The organism is Kitasatospora sp. NPDC001095 (assembly GCF_053598615.1).
Window position 1 is genome coordinate 374,409 of sequence record NZ_JBSFKQ010000001.1, and the last position, 23,994, is coordinate 398,402.

A 23,994-nucleotide genomic window follows, 5' to 3' on the forward strand; every position below is an offset into this window, starting at 1 on the left:
ACGACGGCACGGGCCCGGCTGCTCCCCCGATCGATCGGAGGAGCGGCCGGGCCCGGTCCGTGCACGGCCTCGTCAGCCGGTGATCATGGTCTTGCCGCCGATCGTCTTCCAGCCGCCCCAGGTCTGGCCCGGACCGGCCTTGTACGACGCGTAGTTCAGGGCGCCGTCGTCCCGGCCGGTGGCGAAGAGGTTCATGACTCCGGCCGTGGCGTTGAACGTCGCGGCCGGGAACCGGCCGGCGGTGAACTTCCAGTCCCCCATGGAGGTCCAGGGCCGCCACGGCTTGCCGTCGGGCACCCACTCCGTGCGGGCGAGGATGCCGCCGCCGTCGACCGCGAACAGCTCGAAGCCGCCGGTCGCGGGGTCGAAGACGGCGGTCGGCGAGCCGGCGAACTGCTTGCCCGGGATCTCGTACCAGCCGCTCCACTCGCCCATGCCCGGCGTGAAGTAGGAGTGCGCGACCACCCCGTTGTCCTTGGTGGCGAAGACCTCCGCGGTCCTGGTCACCGGGTTGTAGGCGGCGGTCGGGCTGCCGGTGAACTTCACCTCGGAGTGCAGCGTGCTCCAGCCGCGCCAGGGCTTGCCGTCGGGCAGCCAGTAGGTCTGGGACAGCACGCCGTTGCCGCCGATCACGAACAGCTCGATGCCGCCGGTGGCGGGGTTGTAGACGGCGGTCGGGCTGCTCGCGAACTGCCAGTCGTTGATGTCGTACCAGCCGCTCCACGCCGTCATGCCCGGCTTGTAGTACGAGTGCGCGACCACCCCGTTGGCCCTGGTGGCGAAGACCTCCGCGGTCTTCGTCGCCGGGTTGTAGACGGCGGTGGGGCTGCCGGTGAACTTCCGGTCGGGGGTGGGCTTGAGGTCCTGGGCGTACCACCCGCGCCAGCCCTTGCCGTCCGGCATCCAGTACGTCTGGCTGAGCACGCCGTCGGTGCCGACGGCGAACAGCTCGGTGCCGCCGGTGGCGGGGTTGTACAGCGCGGCGGGGACGCTCGCGAACTCCCAGTTGTCGGCGACCTGCTCCCAACCGCTCCAGGTCGTGCCGTCCGCGCTGGAGGAGGACACCACGTGGCGGTTGCCGTCGACGGCGAAGACCGTCGTGATCTTCCGGACCGGGTCGTAGACCGAGCTGCGGGCCGGCGGGTTGGCGGTGACGCTCTCCCACCAGCCGTCGCGGACCTGCTGGATCCACCCGCCGAGGTCGTCGACGCGCGTGTCGTACGCGCCGGTGCGGGTCTCGGTGGCGGGCACGCCCAGGCAGCCGCCCTGCCAGGAGCGGGACGCGACGGCGACCAGCTCGGCCTTGCCGTTGACCTCGCGGATCGCCGGGGCGCCGGTGTCGCCCTTGCAGATCGCCGCGCCACCCGTGCCGGTGGTGCCGACGCCGGTCGGGCTCACGGTGTCGAGGCTGAAGGAGCCGGCGTGCAGCTTGGCCGGGACCCACTCGTCCTTGGTCCGCCCGAAGCCGGGCACCCGCAGCGTCTCCCCGGCACTGGGGGCGGTGGTGGCGACCGCGACCGGGGCGACGCCGTTGACGGGCGCGGCAAGGCGGGCCAGCACCAGGTCGCGGTCCTGACGCGGCGCCAGCTCGGCGATCTCCACCGACCTGTCGCCGACGGTGGCGGTGGTCTTCCACTTCGGCACGCCGGCCGCCAGCGCCTGCGGCTGCGCGGGGTCGTCGGCGAAGCAGGAGGCGGCGGTGAGCACCCAGTAGCGGTCCACCAGCGCACCCGTGCAGGCACGCACGTTGTCACCGATCACCAGGCGCGCGGTGAAGGCGTAGGAGCCGTCGGCGGCCGCGTCGCCGACCACGGCGCCGGCCGGGGAGAAGGTGCTCAGCGTGCCGGCGGTCGCGGCAGCGACCAGCACACCGGCCCGCCAGGAACGGGGCTGGGACTTGCGGGACATGAGGGTTCTCCTGAAACTTTCGGAACCGACGGCGCCCCGCGAGTACGCGGGGCGCCGCTCGGTTTCTCCGGCGGCAGGGGCGCCCGGAGCGCCGCCTGCTGCTCTCGCTAGAGGGAGCTGGTGATCACGGTTCCGGTGTGGTTGCCGGGGATCGCGGTGAGGTTGAGGTCCTCGGAGGCGCTCCAGCCGCCGTCGGCGTGGCGGGCGGTGAGCAGGACCTTGTTGTCGTTGGTGGTGACGGCGAACACGGCGTCGGTGTCGACGGTGGCGGCGCTGATGCCGGTACCGGTGACGTTCCCGACGACGCTGCCGAGCGACCTGACCGGCTGCCAGCTGCCGCTGGCGTAGCGCATGGTGTGGTACTGGCCGTCGCTCGCGATCAGGGCGAGGTTGAGGTCGTCGTTCTGCCGGGTGACGGCGACGGCGCTGACCGGCGCGGTGGCACCGGCGGCCTCGGCGACCGAGCCCCAGCGGGACCAGCTTCCGGAGGCGAAACGGGCCGTGTGGTAGACCTTCCCGCCCGACACGGCGGCGATGTGCAGCTCCCCGCCGACAGCGCCGGCGGCGGAGATGGACGTGATCCCGGTGAGCGGACCGGTCGCGTCGGTGACCAGCTTGAACGACGTCCACTGCCCGTTCGCGGAGCGGACGTTGTGGAACAGGTAGCCGTCCGCGACGACGACCACGTGCAGGTCACCACCGACGGAGGCGATGGTCACCTGGGTGATGTTGCCCAGGTCGGACACCGTCGTGTTCAGGTCCACGAACTTCTGGCCCCAGCCGCCGTCGAGGTTGTGCACGGCGTAGTGCAGGTGCCCGTCACCACCGAGCGCGACCACATGGGTGTCACCGTTGATGCCGACCGAGGAAGCGGCCCGCACACCGCCGATGTTCCCGGCCACGGCCTGGACGTCCTCGAACGGGGTCCACGAACCGTCGTACAGCCGGGACGCGAAGAACAGGTTCGCGTCGCTGCGCACCAGGGCCTGGGTCTTCCAGCCCACCGCCGTCGCGCGGACCTGCTGCACCCAGCCGGCGACGTCGTCGGTGCGGGAGTTGACGGCGCCGGTGCGGGTCTCGGTGGCGGGCACGCCCAGGCAGCCGCCCTGCCAGGAGCGGGAGGCGACGGCCACCAGCTCGGCCTTGCCGTTCACCTCACGGACCACCGGTGCGCCGGTGTCGCCCTTGCAGATCGCCGCACCGCCGGTGCCGGTGGTGGCGACGGTGGTCGCGCTCACCGAGTCCAGGCTGAACGCGCCGCTGTGCAGCTTGTTCGGCACCCACTCGTCCTTGGTCCGCCCGTAGGCGGGCACCCGCAGCGTCTGCCCGGCGACGGGCGCGGCGGTGGCGACCGGCAGCGTGGCGACGCCGTCGACGGGCGTGGCCAGACGGGCCATCACCAGGTCACGGTCGGCACGCGGAACCAGCGCGGAGACCTCCGCCGACTTGCCGCCGACGGTCACGGTCGTCTTCCACTTCGGCGCACCCGCCGCCAGCACCTGCGGCTGCGCCGGGTCGTCGGCGAAGCAGGACGCGGCGGTGAGCACCCACGACCGGTCCACCAGCGCACCCGTGCAGGCACGCACGTTGTCACCGATCACCAGGCGCGCGGTGAAGGCGTAGGAGCCGTCGGCGGCCGCACCGCCGACCACGGCACCGGCCGGGGAGAAGGTGCTCAGCGTGCCGGCGGTCGCGGCAGCGACCAGCACACCGGCCCGCCAGGAACGGGGCTGGGACTTGCGGGACATGAGGATTCCTCTTCGAGTCAGTAAGGAGCAGCCCGCGGGAGCGGCCGGCATCGTGCCGGCACGCCCCCGCGGGGAACGGCGGGTCGGGCCCGGGATCAGCTGGTGGTGGCGGTGATGGACTGGATGCCCTTGCTGGTGACGGCGTAGAAGGTGGTCCAGCTGCCGTCGGCCTTCTTGTCGGCGGTCCAGATCTGGTCGTCGGTGCCGATGGCGAACAGGCGGACGGTGTCGCCGATGGTGGTGGTGGCCACCTGCTTGGCGCCGCGGACGCCGGGGACCGGGTCGAAGGTGGACCAGGGGCCGCCGGCGGTGCTGTCGGTGGTCCAGATCAGGCTGTCGCCGCCGACGGCGAACACGCGCACGGTGTTGCCGACGGTGGTGGCGGCGATGTGCTGGATGCCGGTGCTGGGGAGGGCCTCGAAGGTGGTCCACGTGCCAGCGGTGTAGTCGCCGGTGGTGGTCCAGATCTTGTTGTCGCCGCCGATCGCGAACAGGCGCACCGTGTTGCCGACGGCGACGGCCGTCACCTGCTTGATGCCGGTGCTGGGCATCTCCACGAACGGGGTCCAGGTTCCGGCGGTGTAGTCGCCGGTGGTGGTCCAGATCTTGTCGTCGCCGCCGATCGCGAACAGGCGGACCTTGTCGCCCATGGCGACGGCGGTCACCTGCTTGACGCCGTTGGTGTTGGGCACAAGGCCGAACGGGGTCCAGACCCCGGTGGCGGCGTCCCTGGCCGCGGTGCGGATCCGCCCGTCGGTGTCGGCCGCGAACAGGCGGACCTTGTCGCCCATCGTGACGACACTGGCCTGACGGATGCCGCCGCTCGCGGGAACGGCCTCGAAGGTGCCCCACACGTTCGTGGCGTACGAGCCGTCGTTCATCCAGACCTGGTTGTCGCCGCCGACCGCGAACAGCCGGCTGCCCGCACGGGACGCCTTCACCTGCTGCACCCAGCCGCCGAGGTCGTCGACCCGGGAGCTGGAGGCGCCGGTACGGGTCTCCGTGGCCGGGGTGCCCAGGCAGCCACCCTGCCACGAGCGGGACGCGACGGCGACCAGCTCGGCCTTCCCGTTCACCTCACGAATCGCCGGAGCACCGGTGTCGCCCTTGCAGATCGCCGCACCACCCGTACCGGTGATGCCGATGCCGGTCGCGCTCACCGAGTCGAGGCTGAACACGCCGGTGTGCAGCTTGCTCGGCACCCACTCGTCCTTGGTCCGGCCGAAACCGGGCACCCGCAGGCTCTGCCCGGCCGCCGGAGCCGTGGTCGCCAGCGACAGCGGCGCGACACCCTCGACGGGAGTGGCCAGGCGGGCCATCACCAGATCGCGGTCCTGACGCGGCACCAACTCGGCCACCTGGACCAACGTGGCACCCACCGTGACGGTCGTCTTCCACTTCGGCGCACCCGCCGCGAGCGCCTGCGGCTGCGCCGGGTCGTCGGAGAAGCACGACGCCGCGGTCAGCACCCAACTGCGCTCCACCAGCGCGCCGGTGCAGGCCCGCAGGTTGTCACCGATCACCAGGCGCGCGGTGAAGGCGTAGGAACCGTCGGCGGCCGCGTCGCCCATCACGGCGTGGGCCGAGGGGATCGAAAGGGTGGCCAGCACGCCGGAGGCCGCGGCGGCCACCAACGCGCCCGTCCGCCGGGAACGGAACTTGTCGGACATCAGGATTCCCCCCTGGAGCTGTACGTGACGGTGACGTCCCGCCGGACCGGCGACCGGGCGGCTGCCGGGTGACGACCGGTCCGGCGGGACGGGAAACGGGCCGGTGTCAGCCCGTGGTGGCGGCGGTGATGGCCTTGACCCCGGCGGCACCGCCCGGGACCTCGCCCCACGCGGTCCACCTGCCCGCGTTGTAGTCGGCGTCGCGGTTGTAGACCTTGTCGTCCTCGTTGATGGCCACGACGTGCACGACATTGCCCTCGGCACTGCTGCTGATGGCCTTCAGCCGGTCAGTGCTGACCTTCGTCCAGGTCGGGTCCCACCGGCCCGCGGCATAGTCGGCGCGGGTGCTGTACAGAGAACCGTCCGAGCCGATGATCTGCACGTCCAGGCCGTTGCCGCGGGCGGCCGCGGTGATGCCCTTGACCCCGGCGGCACCCCCCGGAATCTCGCCCCACGCCGTCCACCTGCCCGCGTTGTAGTCGGCGTCGCGGTTGTAGACCTTGTCGTCCTCGTTGATGGCCACGACGTGCACGACATTGCCCTCGGCACTGCTGCTGATGGCCTTCAGCCGGTCATTGCCGATCTTCGTCCAGGTCGGATCCCACCGGCCCGCGGCATAGTCCGCCTTGGTGCTGTACAGAGAGCCGTCCGAGCCGATGATCTGCACGTCGACGACGTTGCCGCGGGCAGCGGCGGTGATGCCCTTGACCCCGGCGGCACCCCCCGGAACCTCGCCCCACGGCGTCCAGCTGCCGCCGACCTTGCCATCACACGTGTACACACGACCGTCGGAACCGATGACGTAGACGTGCACCGTGTCACCGATGGCCACCGAGTCCACGGCGGTGAGGTCGCCACTCGGCAGGGGCCGCCAGCCACCGAGCCAGCTGCCGGCGCGGTAGTCGGCCACGGTCTCCCACAGCTTGCTGTCCGCGCCGACGACCTGCACGTGCAGGCCTGACCGGACCTCCGCCGTGAGGGAGCGCTGGTACCGCACCCAGTCACCGAGGTCGTCGACACGGGAGCTGGAGGCACCGGTACGGGTCTCGGTGGCAGGGGTGCCCAGGCAGCCACCCTGCCACGAGCGGGACGCGACGGCGACCAGCTCGGCCTTGCCGTTCACCTCACGAATCGCCGGAGCACCGGTGTCGCCCTTGCAGACCGCCGCACCACCGGTGCCGGTGATGCCGACAGCCGTCGCACTCGCGGTGTCGAGCGAGAACACGCCGGTGTGGAGCTTGCTCGGCACCCACTCGTCCTTGGTCCGGCCGAAACCGGGCACCCGCAGCGTCTGCCCGGCCGTCGGAGCCGTGGTCGCCAGCGACAGCGGCACGACACCCTCGACGGGAGTGGCCAGGCGGGCCATCACCAGGTCACGGTCCTGACGCGGCGCCAACTCGGCCACCTGGACCGACGTGGCACCCACCGTGACGGTCGTCTTCCACTTCGGCGCACCCGCCGCGAGCGCCTGCGGCTGCGCCGGGTCGTCGGAGAAGCACGACGCCGCGGTCAGCACCCAACTGCGGTCCACCAGCGCACCCGTGCAGGCCCGCGCGTTGTCACCGATCACCAGGCGCGCGGTGAAGGCGTAGGCACCGTCGCCGGCCGCGTCGCCCACCACGGCGTGGGCCGAGGGGGCCGAGAGCGAGGTGAGGGCGCCGGCTGCCAGCGCGGCGGTGAGCAGTGCTGCATTCCAGGTGGTGCGAGGGGAGGTGCCAGACATGGGTTCAGTCCTGGGGAAGGTACGAGTGGCGGTCTGCGACATTCCGGAACGGACCGTCAGCCGGTCACGCGGAGCTCAACGAGGACGGAGCGCTTCCCACCGGGCAGGCTCTCGCCGACGGGCGCCACCGAGTTCGGGGCCACGTCGACCTGCTTCTCCTGGCCGGCGGCGGTGAGCTTGGCGCTGACCGCGCGTTCCTCGGTCCAGATCATGTAGACGTCCGGAACTTCCAGCGCGAGGTAACCGCTCTTGCCGCTGACGGTGAAGCAGTACCCGCGCTTGTCGAGGCGGGACTCGACGAAGATCTCGTTCGACGCCGAGCAGTCGGTCGGCACCGTGTTCCCCGGCCCTTCCTTGAGCTGGATGTGTCCGTCGCCCTGCATCAGCTTGATCTGACGCTCAATCAGGATGCGGTCGGCCCCGGGGTGCTGGAAGTCCTCCACGGCGACGGGCATGGCGGGGTCCACCGGAGCGGGATCGGCGGACTGAGCCGTCGCGATGGAAGCGAATCCGATGCCCGCCGCGGTCAGGACGCCGACGGTGCCGAGCAGGACGGCGTTGCGCGAACGGGGTATCAGCATGGCGTGGTTCCTTCTGTTCTGATGAGGAGCCAGGCGATCGGTCTGCACGCCGGCTCGCATGAGGGCCTAGTAAAGCATGCGTAAGATAACAGCAATGGCATGCCTCCGTCGCCCAATTGCTTGTTCGCACAGGGCCCTCCGACGTGAGGCCGGGGACGGAGACATTCCCGCGGCCGGACAAGACGACCGGGAGATCCCCTCGCGCTCCGCGTGCGACAGCGGGATCCCCGGCGATCCGGAACGCGCGACGACGCACACCACCCGAGAGGAATGGATCGTGAAACACCCTTTGCGCTCCTCGGGAGCGCCGGGCAGTAGCGGGAGAGCACGGCGGCCCTGGCGCCGAATATCGGCATTGCGCGGCGCGTGTGCGATTCTCCTGCCCGCTGCCCTCGCCGCCGGACTGCTCGGTCCGGCGCCCGCGTTCGCCGCCGGGCCGGAGGCCGGCGCCTCCAGCCAGGCGCCGGTGGACCGCGGCCAGGTCTTCACGCTGTGGACGATCGGCGGGCCGGGGGTCAAGGCAGCGGCCGAGGCCGCGTTGACCGGCTCGGATGAGGACGTCGAACGTTTCCTCAGCGTCGAGAAGAGCCTGGCGGAGTACCACGACGACCGCGTGTCGGCGGCCCAGATCCTCAGCCTCGGCGGCAACGGCGTGCGCGAGGCCGCCACCAAGGCGCTGAGGGGCTCCGAGGACGACCTGCGCGCCTTCATCAAGGACGGCTGGAAGTCCCCGCTGGAGCAGGACCGGCGGGTCCAGGCAGCGCAGCTCATCGCCACCGGCGGAGTGAACGTCAGGGAGCAGGCCACCGCCGCTCTCAAGGGCACCCCCGAGGACGTGAAGAAGTTCCTCGACCAGGGCCAGTACGACGCCCGAGCGGTCGACAACCGCGTACTCACCGCGCAGCTCATGGCCGCCGGAGGCCCTGCCACCAAGGAGGCCGCCAAGGTCGCCCTGCGCGGCACGCCGGCCGACGTGGCCGAGTTCCTGGAAGTGGGCCAGTTCGTCGCCCAGGCCCGGGACCAGGAACGCGCCACCATCTCGCAGCTGGCCGACCAGGCCGAGCAGGCGGGCACCCGGGCGCAGGCCGCCACCGAGGCCGCCAAGGCCGCGTCCAAGCGTGCGGTCGACCTGTCCCAGCAGGCGAAGCAGGACGCCCAGGACGCCGCCAGGGAGACCGAGGAGGCGGGCAAGGACCTGGCCCGCGCCTCGGAAGCCGCAGGGCGAGCGGCCGCCGCGGCCGAGGGGGCGGCCGTCGCCGCCCAGCAGGCGGTCTCGGCCGCCGGCGCCGCCAACCAGGCCTCCCGCGTCGCGTCCAGGGCTGCCGCCCAGGCCGCCAGTGCGGCCGGCGCCGCCGCCTCCGCCGCGACCAACGCCCGCAGGGCGGCGGGCGCCGCTGCCTCCGACGCAGGGAAGGCTGCCGAAGCCCGCCAGCGGGCCGAGGAGGCCCGCAACGCGGCCAGGGACGCCGAACGCGCCGCGGAGGCCGCGGACCACGCCGGTGTCTCCTCGCAGGCGGCCGCCGAAGCGTCCACCGCGGCCAAGAGCGCCAGCGGCAACGCCATGGCCGCCGCCGACTCCGCGGAGAAGGCCAACAGTCAGGCGAACGCGGCCGGGGCCAGTTCCAACCGCGCGCAGGCCGCGGCCCAGCAGGCCCGCAGGCATGCCAACGAGGCCGACCGGGCGGCGAACGCCGCCGCGACGCTGGCCGGCCAGTCGGCCCAGGCCGCCTTCCAGTCCCGCGACGCCGCCCGCAGCGCCGCCACGCACGCCAACAACGCCGCCGCCGCCGCGGACAACGCCGCCGAACACGCCGGACAGTCCTCCGACGCGGCCGCCGAATCCTCCCGGCAGGCCGAGGAGGCGAGGAACGCCGCGAACGTGGCGACCGGAGCGGTGAAGACCGCGAACGACGTCTACGAGCTCGCCCGCAGGACCGAGGCCGAGGACCTCGCCACCCGCACCGCCGCCGCCGTCGAGGTCGCCCGCGACGTGAAGTTGGCCGAGGACGAGGCCACCGCCGACGTCGGCACCATCCTGGCCGAGTGGCAGGCGCTGGAGACGGACGCCACCGGCCTCGCCGCCGAGGCGGCCCGCCCCGGTGCAGACCTGAAGGCGGTCGCCGTCAAGGCCCGCAAGGTCGCGCTCCAGACCATGAGGGGCGGCGGCCCGTGGGCTCAGGAAGCCGCCGCCGACGCCCTGTCCGGCACCGACGGGACCGTCCTGGCCTGGGTGCGCACCGGCCGGAGCAAGGCCGAGCAGGACGATCTGCGCCAGAGCGTCCAGGAGCTCGCCCAGGACAGCCCCGACGAGGCCGTCCGTACGGCCGCCGCCCAGGCCCTCAAGGGTGACGCGGAGCAGATCAGGGCGTTCCTCACCACCGGTCGGCACGAGGCCGCGGCGACCGACGACCGCGTCCGCGCCGCACAGGTGATGAGCACCGGCGGCCCGAGCGTGCAGGAAGCCGCCACGAAGGCACTGCGGGCGGGTTCGACCACGGCCGTCGCCGCGTTCCTGCAGACCGGCCAGCACACCGCGCGTCAGATCGACGAACGCGTCCAGGCCGGGCAGCTGCTCGCGTCCGGGGGCCCGGAGGTCCAGGCCCAGGCCAAGACCGCGCTGGCCGGCACGCCCGCGCTCGTCCACGAGTTCCTGCTGTCCGGTCAGTACATGGCCGACCGCAAGGACCAGCTCGCCGCCACCCACGCCGCGCAGATGCGCAACCTGATCGCCGGGGCTTCCCAGACCGCGGCCAAGGCCCAGCAGAACGCCTGGGAGGCCACCGAGGCCGCGGCCGTGGCCAACGACGCGTCCGCCGCCGCCGACGAAGCCCGCCGGCAGGCCCGCACCTCGGCCGACCAGGCGGCCGGCTTCGCCACCGCCGCCGGCCAGTCCGCGCAGGAAGCCGAAGCCTCCGCCACGCGCGCGGCCGCCGCCTCCGCGACCGCCCGCAAGGCGTCCCAGGCCGCGGCGAAGGACGCGGGCAAGGCGATGTACTCCGCGGCCCGCGCCCGCGCGTCCGCCGAGAACGCACGCGGCTCCGCCGCGCAGGCTCGAAGCGCCGCGGCCCAGGCCCATGCCTCCGCGGTCGCGGCGGGCAAGGACGCCGGAGCCGCCCAGCAGGCCGCCGACGAAGCCTGGGAAATCGTCGCGGAGAAGGAGTTCCAGGAACGCGTGGCCGCGCTGGCCGCCGAGAACCCGGACCTCCAGACCGAAGCCCAGGGACTTGAGGAGGAGTTCAAGAAGGAGATCGAGAAGCAGATCCAGGACGCCCTCCAGGAGGAGCGGGACCGGCGGGAGTACGGCAGCTGCAACCCGTTCAAGCTGCTCAACGCGCCCATGTACATCCGCCAGGAGTGCGCCATGCGCCCGCCGGGGTTCCCGGTCGAGTCGCTGGAGACGCTCCGGAAGATGGGCGTCTACATCGAAGACGATGTACGGGCCGTCACGCAGCTCTTCAAGGTCGTCCTGGGCGTGGACACCGCCGAGCAGTGCATCAAGGAGAAGAGCGTCGGCGCCTGCGCCGAACTCGCGATCACCTTCTTCCCCGCGGGTAAGGTGCTCAGGCTCAAGAAGATCGCGGCGACGGCCTGGTCCGTCGAGGAGACGGCCGCGGCGTCGCGGCTCAACCGGCTGGTCGCGTCGTGCCTGAGGCCGAACAGCTTCGTGGCGGGCACCCCCGTCCTGATGGCCGACGGAAGGACCCTGCCGATCGAGCGGGTCCGCATCGGCGACCAGGTGCGGGCGACCGACCCGGAGACCGGCGAGACGACCTCCCGTCGCGTCGAGAACGTCATCCACACGCCCGACGACCGCGACTTCACAGACGTCACCATCGCCTCGGACGACGGTCGCGGCGGCACGATCACCTCCACCGACGAGCACCCGTTCTGGGCGGAGAACCGGCACAGCTGGCGCAACGCGGCCGACCTCAGGCCCGACGACGCCCTGCGTACGCCCGACGGCGGGACCGCCCGGATCACCGGCACCAAGCGCTGGAAGACCCTCCAGCCCGCGTACAATCTCACGGTCGATTCCGTCCACACGTACTACGTGGTGGCGGGAAGCACACCGGTGCTGGTGCACAACACCAGCTGCCCGATCGGGTTCGTGGACCTGGGCGGCGGCAAGTTCAAGTCGCCGGCCGGCGTCGTCTACGGGCCCGGGTCCAAGCACGGGCACCGGGTCGACCACGTCCTGGAGCACGGGGTGCCGGACCCGAGCAAGACGACGCACTCGGTCTTCGCGTCCGGGAAGGACGGGGTCCTCGGGGTCATCGACAAGGCGTGGCTCAAGCGCGGCGCTCCCGAACCGGGCGACCCCGGCGCCTTTGTGGTCGACATGGGAGAGGTCGTCGGGACCGCCGGTGAGAAGAAGGTCAGGCTCATCGTGAAACCTGGGACATCAGAAATCATCACCGCATATCCATGGCCGTAAGGAGTTCAGGAATGGCTGACTGGTGCCCCAGGTGCGACCAGGGCTGGGTACGGGAATACGTGGCCCGTGGGCAGAGCGAAGTCATCCGGCTCTGCGAGGAGTGCGAAGCCCTCTGGCGAGCCGGAGAACAGGTCACCAAGGAGCACTTCGGGAGCTTCGACGACTACATGGCGGCCCTCGGCCTGGCGCCGCTGTGGTCGGAGATCTCGCCGGTGAACTGATGCAATTCGTGAACGGCTGACCGAGGAGCCCCGCCAGGAGATCTGGCGGGGCTCCTTCGTGCCGTACGCGGATGATCGCCCGGGTGCGCGGGTTCCGGTCCCGAGTTCGCGGGGTGCGGCGGCCGGTGGCGATGAAGAAGCGCTCGCAGCCCGGGGCGGCGCAGCGGCCCCGGGCGCGGCCGCCGCGTTCGCTGAGCCACAGGCCGAGGGCGGGGGCGGCGCTGGAGAGCCGAACCAGCCTCACCCGGGCCCAACGCTCAGCGCCCGGTGGTGAGGACCATGCGGAAGCGGGCCCGTCCGCTGGTCATCTTGTCCACCGCGGCGGCGGCCTCCTCCAGCGGCACTTCCTCGATCCACGCCCGCACGCCGCTGAGGGCCGCGAAGCGCAGCGTGTCCTCGGTGTCGACGGCGGTGCCCGAGGAGTGGCCGTAGACCTTGCGGTCGCCGGTGATCAGTTGCAGCGGGCTGACCGAGATGCCGTCGGTCGAGACGCCCACGACGATGAGCTCGCCGCGCCGGCCGAGCCCGTCGACGGCGGCGGACACGGCGTCGGCGTTGGTGACGGTGGACAGGACCACCTTCGCACCGCCGAGTGCCCGCAGCGCCAGGGCGACGTCACCGACGGTGCTGTCGATGTAGTGCTCGGCGCCGAGCTGGTGGGCCAGCGGCTCCTTCTCCGCGCCGCGGGCGATGGCCACGGTGCGGAAGCCCATCGCTCGGGCGAACTGGACACCCAGATGGCCCAGTCCGCCCAGGCCCAGCACGGCGACGGTGTCGCCGGCCCGGGCGCCGGAGCGGCGCAGGGCGTTGAAGACGGTGACCCCCGCGCAGGCCAGCGGGGCGGCCTCGGCCGCGCTCAGCTCGTCGGGGATCGCGGCCAGCGCCATGGCCGGGGCGATGACGCTGTCGGCGTAGCCGCCGGGGTAGGCCGCGCCGGGGACCTGCAGCTCGGGGCAGTGGATGCCGTCGCCCGAGCGACAGGCCTCGCAGTGTCCACAGCTGCCGCCGTACCAGCCGACGGCCACCCGGTCGCCGACCTTCCAGCCCTCCACCCCTTCCCCGAGCGCCTCGATGCGGCCGGCGATCTCGTGGCCGGGGGTGACCGGGAAGGTCGTGCCGGGCAGGGCGCCACCGGCGATCAGGAGGTCGGAGTGGCAGACGCCGCAGGCCTCGACGGCGATCCGCACCGCCCCTGGCCCCGGCTCGCGGACCGGCACCTCGGACAGCTCGGGCACCGCGCCCGGGGCGGCGACCCGCACGGCGCGCCGCGGGCCGTCGGAACCGGAGGAGGAGGGCGAGGAGGAGGACGGCGAGGAAGGGGACGAGGAGTGCGAGGAGGCAGCCATGCTGGAGACCCTTCTGTACGGGGGCGAGGCGGGGCGCCACGCGCACCCGCCGGTCCCACCAGCTTCGTACGTCCACCACCGTTTGTCCGCGCACCGCTGGTCGGGACCGTGGACGCGTCGAGCGGCCTCCAGCTCGCCGTCGGGGAGGGCGAGGTGCCAGTGCTCGGCCGCTGGGCGGATGGTCATGGTGCGGTAGTGGGTGTTGTCGGTGGGTGAGGGCTCGACGTCGGCGGTCACCGCCTCGTAGACGGCGCGGACGGCTGCATTGCCCTCGTAGGCGGCCGCTGTGATGGAGCCGAGTTCGACGGCGGCTTGGTGGTCGAGGTGGTCAGGGCCGTCGGAGACGACGGGCAGGTTGCGTTCGGCGGCCACCGCCTCGCAGAGGGCCTCGGTCAGGAGCACCTGGGCGACCCAGCGGGTGAGTTGGCGATCCTCCGAACTGCCGGGCTGCGGCAGGGCGGTGGCTCGTGGGCCGCTTCGGAGGGCGGCGAGGCGGTGATCGAGGGCCGCCCGGGAAAGGGGACGTCCGTCGAGGAGGCCGAGCGTGGTCATGCCTCCACCACCAGGGCGACCGTCGGGGAGTACTGGCAGCGGCCGAACCACATGACCTTGGCGAGCGCCCAGTACGAGCCGTGGTCGGTGGATTCGGGGACGGTGACATCGAACTCGACGGTCGTGGTCGAGCCGGCTGCGACGGTGAAGCCGCGGACGGGCTCGGCGATGGTGTGCCACGTACCCCACGGGGAGACGAGTTGCAGCTCGCCCCGGATCTCGCCGCGGGTGCGGTTGGTGAGGGTCAGAGCGAGGACGGCCCGGCCTCCGGGGACGACCCGCAGGGTTTCGTGCGACACCGCGACGTCCAGGCCGGTGGCGCGGCCGGTGGTGGCCTTGGTGCCCTGGGCGATCGTCCAGTCCTCGGGGGTTTCGCCGGGGGCAGGGAGAAGATCGGGAAGGTCGCCGACCGCGATCGTCACCAGGTCCTCGATCTGCTGGCCGTCGTGCTCGATCCGGACGGCCGCGAAGTACGGCCCCGGTTCGGCCCCGGCGGGCGGGGTGAGGGTGACCGGGAAGCGCAGGTGCCCTCCGGGTTCGAGCCGGTACGGGCGGCTGCCGAGGCTGGTCGTCCAGCCTTCGGGGGGCAGCACCGCGGCCGTACCCTCGACCGCCGCGTCCCGCAGCTGGGAGGAGAGGACGACCGACAGCGTCACCGGCTCCCCCGCCGTCCGCAGCAGTCCGGGCGAGGCGCCGACGGACACCGGTAGGTAGCCGAGCGGCGCCGGGCCCCGGTTGTGGAGCCAGTAGCGGGCGTGTACGGGTTGGGCGGCCTCCGCCACCGGGCCGAGGTCCGCTTCACCCGCCGGAGCGGCGACGGCCGGGGTCGCGAGCAGGGTGGCGATCTGCGATCCGGCGAGGTCGAGGGCGGGGCCACCGCTGGGCAGCGGCCGTTCCAGCAGGTCGGCGGCCCGGACGTCGCCCAGCCCGAGCGCGCCGCCGAGTCGCGCCGACCGTCCGAGGCCGGTCGACTCGACCAGGCGGACGGTGAGGTCTGGACCGACCTCGGCCGCCGAACCCTGCGCGATCGGGTTGCCCGAAGGCTTGAGCGCCCCCAGCAGCACCTCCCGCTGCGGCTCGACCCGCAGCCAGGACAGGGTGGCCGGCAGCGGCCCCTCCTGCGCCGGGACGATCCGGGCGTACAGCGGGTGGTTGAACTCCTGGCCCTGGGCGGGCAGCACCTGGTCCCGCCAGTCGCCGCCTCCCCCCACCAGTGCGTAGCTGAACTCATGTGTCCAGTGCTGGAGTTGGAAGGAGGCACCGTCGGGCAGGGTGCGCCGGGGCGGGTCGATCCAGACGCCGGAGGGCCAGCCGGTGCAGGAGCGCATCAGCGACAGGTGCAGCGCTCCGGTGGTGTCGACCGCGAAGCCGGGCAGGCCGAAGCTCAGCAACGCCACGGTGTGGTCCGCGAGTTGCTCCGAGACGGGAACCCTCGACGGGCAGACGGCGGTGATCCGGGCGTCGGCCAGGTCCTCCGCCAGCGCCGCGGCGTCGGAGACGACGAGTGCCGGCAGCGCCCGCAGGTCGCGCAGGTCGGCGTCCGGGCCCCAGACCTCGGCGAGCGGCCTGAGGGCCGGCACCCACACCGCGCCGTGCGCCTTCAGGGCGGCGGCGCACTCCTCTCCCGCCAGCGAAAGCAACTCCCGCGCCAACGGGTTGACTTCAGGCGGGCCGACCACGATCCGGAAGTCCGGCAGGTTGGAGTCCACGTCCAGCCAACCGTAGCGCGCCCAGTCCGCCGCCGAGGTGGTGGCGGTGACCCCGACCCGGGCGAGCGCGACCACCAGCGGACGGGCGTCGGCCGCGTCGTCCAGGGTGGGGACGACGACCTCCGCCACCCCGAGGGCGCGCGAGCCGGCCGCCGCGCCCGTCGCGTCGATCAGGTCCACGCGCGCGGTGGCGCCGAGCCCGAACCAGGTGTTGGCCGGGTTGTCCAGCGTCCAGGGCGCCTCCGCCGAGTCCACGTCCGGCATCGCGAAGCCGCGCCCGACGACGGCGCCGGCGACCTCGCTGACGGGCAGCCCGCCGGGGACGTCCACCGGGAAGCGCAGTCGCAGCAGCCGGTCGGCGCCGGAGTGGTCGACCACCCGGGTGCGGCAGTCGACCCGGTCGAGGCCGCGCCAGAGCGTGACGGTCTGCTCGTACCGCACGGAGTCGACCGTGCCCTCGATCACCAGGCGCTCGCCGAGCGGCCCGGTCTCCCGGCGCACCGACGCCCGTGCTTCCCCGGAGCCGACCACCGGTCCGCTGGGCACCAGGTGCCAGGGGCCCTCGCCGAAGTCGGGGTGCTGCGGGTACTCCTCGTACACCCGCAGCTCGTTGCCGATCCGGCCGTCCTGGATCAACTCCCGCTGGTGCAGGAGGTCATGGACCGACGTGAGGCCGCCGCCGCGCGCCGGGTCGGCGGTGGCGCGGTACCGGTCGTTCCCGATGGTCACGCCTGCGGCCGCCGTCCACGGCTGCTCCGCGACGCCCTCCACCAGCCGCCAGGTGCGCCAGCCGAGTGCGGGCACGTCGGTGGCCAGGAAGCGCAGCGTCCCCCGGTCGACGGCGCTGGGCACCGGCTCACCCCTGTCGTCCAGCACCCGCACCGACCGTACGTCGTCGGGCAGTTCGACCGTCACGAGGTCGGTCCGGTCGAAGGAGAGCGTGTTGGTCACCACCACGGCGGAGCCGACGCCCCCGGCGGAACCGACGCCCCCGGCGGAGCCGACGCCCACCGTGGAGATCCGCGCCGTGAGCGCGTCCAGTGCCGCGTCCCGTACGCCGGACGCCAGGTCGTACGCCTCCCGCCAGCCGCCGAGCAGGTCCAGGTACACCTGGTCGGACTCGGAGCCGGTGATCGCGTCGTGGTGCGCCCCGTAGGCGAGTTGGCGCCAGACCTTGTCCAGCGCGGCGTCCGGGTAGCGGCCGAGGCCGTGGACGGACGCGAGCGCGGCGAGCTTCTCCGCGTCCACGGCCGCGACCTCGCCGGCGCGTTGGGCCTGCTTGGTGTCGATGTACGAGACGTCCTTGCCGGTGTACACCGGGTTCATGTCGCGGGTCTGCGGGCTGGGTCGCCGTCCGGTGGCGGCGAGTTCGGCGCGGACGGCATCGAGGAAGTCTCGCGGGATGGCGCAGACGAAGCGCGGCCAGAGGTACTTGGCGGCCCAGGAGCGGTGGATCTCGGTGACCCACTTGTTCGGCGGAGTGTAGTCCGTCCCGACCGGCAGCAGCAGGTTCTTCGTCGCCCCGACCGGCTTGAGCTTGCGGTACAGCTCGTAGACGGCCTGTTCGGCGGTGGCCAGGTCGGGCGAGGAGTCCATCCACCAGCCGGCCGAGTAGTGGTGCGGCATGTAGTGGGTGAGCACGCCCTCGCCGCCGGGGGCGATCCACTCGAACTCGCTGGGGAACTGCATCACCCGGGCGTCGTCCTTGGCCGCGCGGAAGTTCTTCTGGATCGGGCCCCACTGGTGGAACGGGCCGCGCGCCCAGGCGCTGCCGGTGAGGCCGGCCGCGGCGAGGTGGCCGGGGAACTGCGGGTCGTGGCCGAACACGTCGAGCTGCCAGGCGGTTCGCGGGTCGCCGCCGAGGATGTCGCGCTGGTAGCCGATGCCGAGGACGAGGTTGCGGATGGTGGTCTCGGCGCCGGTGAGGTTGGTGTTCGGCTCGTTGTAGGTGCCGCCGACGAGTTCGACCTGACCGCGTTCCAGCAGCTGCCGCAGGGTGTCGCGGCGTTCTGGGTGCTGGTCGAAGTACGGCTTCAGGTAGTCGACTTCGGCGAGGACGAACTTGTACACCGGGTCCCGCAGGGCGAGGTCCAGGTGGGCGTCGACGAGGGCGAAGCCGTTGCGTTCCCACAGCGGCCGGGTGGTGGCGTCGGCGGAGAGCAGTTCCCAGGGGGAGGTGTAGGCGGCCTGGGTGTTCCACCAGACCGGGTCGTAGTGGAAGTGCGAGACCAGGAACATGGTCCAGCCGGGCTCGGCGACGTCCACCACGGCCTCGACGGACGAACCCTCGACGCTGACGGTGACGGCGAGCCGGTCGCCGGGCGAGGCCCCGCCGATCTCCAGCGGGACGTCGACCAGCCCCGTGCCGGTCGCCTCGCCGCGGACGCCCTGGCCGCTGACGTCGATCCGGGCGGCCGGGCCCTCCAGCCTCACCCGCAGCACTTGGCGCGGGGCGTCCTCGGGGCCGACGAACAGGTCGGTGCTCTCGACGGCGGTGATGGTGACCGGCACGGGGTGCCTCCTCCTCGGAACGGGGCTACGCGCCCCAGGCCTCGAACTCGTAGATGCGGGCGGCCGGGTCGGTGGTCTGGGTGGGCGTGGTGACCACCAGCCGGACGTAGCGGGCGGTGGTGTTCACCGGGTGGCTCGTCGTGCCGGCCGTGTTGCCGGTGACGTCGGCGACGGTCGTCCAGGGGTCGCTCGTGCCCGACCGGACCTGGATGGTGAAGTCACGGGTGTTGTACGAGGCGCTCTCGCCGCCCGCCGCCGCGTGCCTGACCACGAACGTCGACAGCTTCCTCGCCGAACCGAGGTCCACCTCCAGCCACTTGGCGGAGGTCAGGGTGCACCACTTGTCGCCGGTTCCGCCGCCGACGCTGCCGTTGACGGCCTTGGCCGGGCCCTCGTTGGCGTTGCACTGGCCGGAGGCGGTGGCCGGGCGGTTCAGCGCCAGGTTGGTGGCGGCCGGCGGGGTGCCGTTCCAGCTCACCGTGGTGGAGGTGGCGGCCGAGCGTCCGTAGGTGGTGGAGACCGCCTCGACGTCCAGCGTGGTGGCGTTCTCGCCCCCGGCTCGGTCCAGCCGGCCGACGAAGTACGCGTCGTTGGGTGTGGCGCCGAGGAAGGTGCGGCTGCCGTCCGCGTTCCGCCGGTAGACCTCGTAGTGGTGCACGTTGCCGCCGGGCGCCGCCGTCCAGGACAGCCGCAGGGACTGGACGGCGCCGGGCGTCACGTCGCTCGCGCCGAGGACGGTGAGGCCGGACGGTGCCGCCGGTTTCTCCACCGAGCCGTCGTAGAGGGCGATTTGGCCGACCCTGAGGTCGTACGCCGGGTCGCTGCCCTCGACCCGCAGGGCGATCTGGGCGACGGTGCGGCCCGCGTACGGGGAGAGGTCGAGGGTGTGCCGCTCCCAGCCGGTACCGGAGTCGGCGCCGACGTCGATCATGGTGAAGGTGCCGGGCGCGTCGGTGAAGGAGAGGGCCGCCTTGAGCTTGGTGGGCCCGGCGACCGGCGTCTTGACCACCAGGTCGAGCCTGGTGTCCGCGGCTACCGGCAGCCTGGTCTGGTACAGCCGCACGGTGTTGGCGGCGTCAAGCTTTCCGCTCAACCGCAGTGCGGATCCGCCCTGGTAGGCGTCGGTGAAGTCGACGGACGGGGTGAGTCCGGCACCGCTCGACTCGACCACCCAGCGGTAGGTGGGCGGGACGTCCTGGAGCGAGAGGTTGTTCCAGCCGCCGGTGGCGACCCGGGTGCCGGCCGCGTTGTAGAAGTCGCCCTGCCCGGTGTCGAAGGTGGTGACGAAGGGCTTGGTGGTGATCGGCGAGGACTCGGCGACGTAGCCGGCCAGGCCGGGCCAGCTCGACGAGAGGTCGATCCTGGACGGGTCGTTGGCGGCGCCGACCCAGTACCGGGCGTCCTTGGCGTAGAAGTCGGCGCGGTCGGTGGCGGACTTCCAGGTCCACTCCGGGCGGTAGAGTCCGAGCGAGGTGGTGTGCGGCTGCCCGGACGGGAAGAGGGAGGCCCAGTTCACCCCGGTGTTGTAGCCGTTGGCCTCGGTGTCGATGCCGGAGTAGAGCTCGTACTCGCTGCGGCCGAGCTGGCGGGCCAGCGCCCGGGAGGAGTTCAGGCCGCTCGACGACCAGCCGAAGTTCAGGAACATCGAGTCCGAGGTGCGCTTCGAACCCTCCTGGAGGAAGGGCGAGTTGGCCGACGTGAGGGCGTTCTGCCAGTTGACCGACCCGGAGGTGGTCATCGCGTCGTACCACATGAACTCGGTGCCGCTCTGGGCCTTGGTGTACTGCATCAGGTTGCGCACCTCGCCCGCCAGGGCCGAATCCCCGCCGCCCGTCTCCTGGTTGATGAACCAGCCGTCGAAGCCGTAGTACTGCGCGGCCTGGACGAGCTTGTCGGCGACGGGGTACCGGCTGCCGAACTTCTGGACGAAGTCGCGCACCCACTGGAGTTGGCCGCCGTACGCGCCGGGCGGGAAGAAGACGGTGCCGTACACCTTGACGCCGTTGCGGTGGGCGGCGTCGATCACGGTCGGGTTGGGGGCGAGGATCAGGCCCTCGCCGGCCGAGCCTCCCCAGAACACCAGCTTGTCGACGTACTGCCAGTAGCCGAAGGCGTAGTAGTTCGGGTCGGCGGAGCCCTGGGAGGGGTTGCCGGAGGTGGGGCCGAAGGAGACCAGCGAGGCGATCCGGCCCTCGCCGGTGCGGGCGTTGGGGTTGGCGCGCAGCGCCGGGTCGCTGGTGCGCGGCTGGAGCGGGACGCGGGAGCGGTTGAAGCGGGCGTCCGGGTCGGTGGCCGGGTCCCAGTTCAGGATGCTGTTGGGGTACCAGTACGAGGCGAACGGCTGGGTGCCCGACGTGGCGGTGGCGGCGGGCGCGGCGGCCGGTGTCGGGCCGGCCCAGGCCGCGGGGGTCGCGGTGAGCGTGGCCGCCGCGAGGGCGGCGCCGAGCAGCAGGGGGAGGCGTCGTGACATGCGGGGGCTCCGATCGAGCGGAGGGGGGATGGGCGGGCCCGCCGTCGCGAACGGGGGCCCGACTGCATGCGGGCGTGCCGGTGCTGGATCGAGTGGGGTCGGAGTGGGGGCCGAGCGGGGACCGGTTGGGAACGGGGTCGGGACCGAGTCGGAGTCGCACCGCTGGCTGGCTCCCCGGGCGCGCGGAAACGGAAGGGAGCGGAAGGGAGCGGACGCGGAGCGAGACAGGCAGCGGGAGCCGGACGGAGCGCGGTGGGCGCGCGGGTGGAGCGCGCCCGGGTGGAGCGCGCCGAGCGGCGCCCGCTCGGCGCTGCGAGGCTAAACCGGTTCAGAACCGCTGTCAACGATGTGCGCAGCGACCACGCCCACGGGGGAAGCCGCAGGGGAAGCCACCGGGAATCCGGCCGGCGCGCCCCCCGGCGGCGAGGTGGACTCCCGTACGGTCAGCCGGGGCGTGGGCATCTGCAGGTCCCGCCCAGGACCGGCCTCGTCCAGCTCCGCCAGCAGGCTGCGTGCGACCTGCTCACCGAGCGCGAAGGTGTCCCGGCTGAGCGCGGTCAGCGGAGGGTGGACGATCCGGGCGAGCACCGAGTCGTCGAAGGAGACGATGGACAGCTCGCCGGGCACCGCGACGCCCATCTCCCCCGCCACGCCGAGTCCGGCGACGGCCATCACGTCGCTGTCGTAGACGATCGCGGTGGGCCGCCTGGCCCGGGACAGCAGGGTCCGGGTGGCGGCCGCGCCCTCGGCGTCGCTGAAGTCGGTGGGCACCGACACCGCCTCCTCCAGTCCGAGCCGGCGCGAGGCGTCGCGCAGCGCGCGGATCCGCCGCTGGGTGTGCTGGAAGTGCGGCAGCCCGGCGAGGTGGGCGATCCGGCGGTGCCCGATGGCGGCCAGGTAGTCGACGATCGAGAGCATCGCCTCCCGGTCGTCGGCCCAGATCCGCAGCTGGTTCCCGCCCTTGCCGGGCCCGCCCAGCACCACGGCGGGCAGCCCGAGTTCGTCCAGCACCGGCAGCCGCGGGTCCTTGACCTGGAGGTCGACCACGATGAAACCGTCCACCCGGTGCTCGGACGCCCAGCGCCGGTAGACCTCCGTCTCGGCGGCGGTGTCCTCGACCACCATCAGGTGCAGTGCGACCGAGCCGGCCGAGAGCACCGCCTGGAGCCCGGACAGCAGTTGGCTGAAGAACGGCTCGACGCCGATGGTGCGGGCGGGCCGGGCGATCACCAGGCCGACGGCGTCGGCCCTGGCTCCGCCGAGGGCCCGCGCGGCGCTGTGCGGCCGCCAGTTCATCTCCTCGGCGACCCGCAGGATCCGGGCCCTGGTCGCCTCGCTGACGCCCGGGCGGCCGTTGAGCGCGAAGGACACCGCGCCCTTGGAGACACCGGCCTGGCGGGCGATGTCGGCGATCGTCGGTCTGCCCACAGAACCCGACTCCTCTCTTGACAGCCAAGTTTAGGCGGGAGCATAGTCCCAGGCATCGCTAGACCGGTTTAGTTAGTCAGATTGCGGAATCCCCTCCCCGAGCCGGCACCCCGTGTTCCGGCACCGCCGAGATCCGGCACGTCCCGCAAGAACCGGCACCACCCCCCGAGCTCAGCACGATCCCCCACCCACCCCAGGACCGGGAGACCCTCATGCGAAGAATCTGGGCGGCACTGACCACGACCGCGCTCGCCACCGCCGCCCTCACCGGCTGCGGACTCGGCTCCGGCGACACCAAGGACGGCGACACGGTGGCGAGCGCGGCCGCCACCGGCGAGGTCAAGGGCAAGGTCTCGCTCCAGACCTGGGCGCTCAAGCCGAAGTTCACCGACTACATGCAGGGCGTGATCGACGGCTTCAAGAAGAAGTACCCCGGCGTCGAGGTCGAGTGGCTCGACCAGCCCGGCGAGGGCTACTCCGACAAGGTGCTCAGCCAGGCCGCCGCCGGCACCCTGCCCGACGTGGTCAACCTCCCGCCGGACTTCGCCTTCCCACTGGCGAAGAAGGACGTCCTGCTGGACGTCGCCAAGGCCGATCCGAAGCTCGCCGAGGAGTACGTCCCCGGCGGCGTGGACGCCTACCGGTTCAACGGCCACCAGGGCACCTTCGGCTACCCCTGGTACCTCAACACCGATGTGAACTACTGGAATTCGGAACTCCTGACGAAGTACGGCCTGGACCCGCAGAAGCCCCCGGCCAACCTGGACGAGCTGATCGCCCAGGCCCGGACGATGAAGGAGAAGTCCGGCGGCCAGACCTATCTGATGAGCCGCAAGCCGGGCATCGGCGACCTGTACAACATCGGCGTGAAGATCATGTCCGACGACGGCAGGAGCTTCACCTTCAACACCCCCGAGGCCGCCGCGCTGCTCGACAAGTACCGCGACGCCTTCAAGGAGGGCCTGATGCCGAACGGGGTGCTCACCGACACCTACGCCGGCAACTCCAAGCTCTTCAGTTCCGGCACCGCGGCCTGGACCACCGGCGGCGGCAACTTCATCACCAGCCTCGCCACCGACAACCCGACCCTCGCCCCGAAGGTCGTCCCCTCCCCCGCGATGGCCACCCCGCCGCTGTACGTCCAGGGTCTGTCCATCCCGAAGAACACCAGGAACCCGGCCGCCGCGGTGGCCCTCGCCCGCTGGGTCACCAGCCCCGAGAACCAGGCCGCCTTCGCCCACCTGACCAGCGTCTTCCCGTCCACCAAGGCCTCCGCGAACGACCCGTTCTTCAGTAGGAGCGACGGCACCAACGCGGGCGACGCCAAGGTGATCGCCTTCACCTCGCTCGCCAAGGCCCAGCTGATCCAGCCGGTCGAGGTGGACGACGCGATGGGCACCGTCATCAAGCAGCAGTTCGCCCTGGCCATCAGCGGCGACACCAGCTCCAAGCAGGCGCTGGACACCGCCGTCGAGCAGTGCAACAAGCTGCTCAAGGGCTGATCCCACCGGACGGCCACCCCGGGCACCACCGAGCACCACCCAAACCTCACCGCGCCCCAACCCCTACCGGGCCGCGCCCCACCCCGAACCGGGCGCGCCCCAACCCCCGAACCGGCGACAAGCGGCGGGCCTCCCCCACACCCGCCGCTCCCCACCCCAGAACTCCCCGGCGGGCACCCGCAGCACCCCC

12 protein-coding genes and 1 pseudogene are annotated in these 23,994 nt (G+C 72.4%); 3 read left to right on the forward strand and 10 right to left on the reverse strand.

Annotated elements, in window-relative coordinates:
• Nucleotides 1-72: 72 nt before the first annotated feature.
• The 5 genes from ACWDBB_RS01500 to ACWDBB_RS01520 form a co-directional block, all read right to left on the reverse strand.
• Entirely contained in the window at nucleotides 73-1,908 is a 1,836-nt protein-coding gene (locus ACWDBB_RS01500; RefSeq protein WP_449787687.1) for a trypsin-like serine protease, read from the reverse strand.
• 107 nt (nucleotides 1,909-2,015) lie between these two features.
• Nucleotides 2,016-3,656, reverse strand: a complete 1,641-nt coding sequence (locus ACWDBB_RS01505) for a trypsin-like serine protease (protein WP_449787688.1) — start codon at nucleotides 3,654-3,656, stop codon at nucleotides 2,016-2,018.
• A gap of 95 nt (nucleotides 3,657-3,751) precedes the next feature.
• A complete protein-coding gene (locus ACWDBB_RS01510; protein ID WP_449787689.1) occupies nucleotides 3,752-5,326 on the reverse strand; it encodes a trypsin-like serine protease in 1,575 nt (524 codons plus the stop codon).
• 106 nt (nucleotides 5,327-5,432) lie between these two features.
• Nucleotides 5,433-7,049, reverse strand: a complete 1,617-nt coding sequence (locus ACWDBB_RS01515) for a trypsin-like serine protease (protein ID WP_449787690.1) — start codon at nucleotides 7,047-7,049, stop codon at nucleotides 5,433-5,435.
• Nucleotides 7,050-7,105: 56 nt separating this feature from the next.
• Nucleotides 7,106-7,630 (reverse strand): hypothetical protein, encoded by a 525-nt coding sequence (locus tag ACWDBB_RS01520; protein WP_449787691.1) that lies wholly within the window; start codon nucleotides 7,628-7,630, stop codon nucleotides 7,106-7,108.
• Nucleotides 7,631-7,985: 355 nt separating this feature from the next.
• On the opposite strand from ACWDBB_RS01520, the gene ACWDBB_RS01525 reads away from it, so the two are divergent.
• Both ACWDBB_RS01525 and ACWDBB_RS01530 read left to right on the forward strand, forming a co-directional pair.
• The gene (locus ACWDBB_RS01525) at nucleotides 7,986-12,065 is read left to right on the forward strand and encodes a polymorphic toxin-type HINT domain-containing protein (RefSeq protein WP_449787692.1); all 4,080 of its coding nucleotides are present in this window, start codon (nucleotides 7,986-7,988) and stop codon (nucleotides 12,063-12,065) included.
• An 11-nt stretch (nucleotides 12,066-12,076) separates the two neighbouring features.
• Complete coding sequence (locus ACWDBB_RS01530) at nucleotides 12,077-12,286, forward strand: hypothetical protein (RefSeq protein WP_449787693.1); 210 nt, start codon at nucleotides 12,077-12,079, stop codon at nucleotides 12,284-12,286.
• Between the two features lie 257 nt (nucleotides 12,287-12,543).
• Here ACWDBB_RS01530 and ACWDBB_RS01535 read toward each other — a convergent pair whose 3' ends face one another.
• From ACWDBB_RS01535 to ACWDBB_RS01555, 5 genes and pseudogenes are all read right to left on the reverse strand, one after another.
• Nucleotides 12,544-13,545 (reverse strand): alcohol dehydrogenase catalytic domain-containing protein, encoded by a 1,002-nt coding sequence (locus ACWDBB_RS01535; protein ID WP_449787770.1) that lies wholly within the window; start codon nucleotides 13,543-13,545, stop codon nucleotides 12,544-12,546.
• A 531-nt stretch (nucleotides 13,546-14,076) separates the two neighbouring features.
• Nucleotides 14,077-14,184 (reverse strand): annotated as a pseudogene (locus ACWDBB_RS01540) (DUF7158 domain-containing protein); the annotation flags it as partial.
• Entirely contained in the window at nucleotides 14,181-18,404 is a 4,224-nt protein-coding gene (locus tag ACWDBB_RS01545; protein WP_449787694.1) for a glycoside hydrolase family 38 N-terminal domain-containing protein, read from the reverse strand. The pseudogene ACWDBB_RS01540 and the gene ACWDBB_RS01545, both read right to left, overlap by 4 nt.
• Before the next feature lie 25 nt (nucleotides 18,405-18,429).
• Entirely contained in the window at nucleotides 18,430-20,874 is a 2,445-nt protein-coding gene (locus ACWDBB_RS01550; RefSeq protein WP_449787695.1) for an endo-beta-N-acetylglucosaminidase, read from the reverse strand.
• A gap of 318 nt (nucleotides 20,875-21,192) precedes the next feature.
• Complete coding sequence (locus tag ACWDBB_RS01555) at nucleotides 21,193-22,302, reverse strand: LacI family DNA-binding transcriptional regulator (protein ID WP_449787696.1); 1,110 nt, start codon at nucleotides 22,300-22,302, stop codon at nucleotides 21,193-21,195.
• 212 nt (nucleotides 22,303-22,514) lie between these two features.
• Here ACWDBB_RS01555 and ACWDBB_RS01560 point away from each other — a divergent pair, with 212 nt between their 5' ends.
• Entirely contained in the window at nucleotides 22,515-23,804 is a 1,290-nt protein-coding gene (locus ACWDBB_RS01560) for an ABC transporter substrate-binding protein (RefSeq protein ID WP_449787697.1), read from the forward strand.
• The last annotated feature ends 190 nt before the right edge of the window (nucleotides 23,805-23,994 follow it).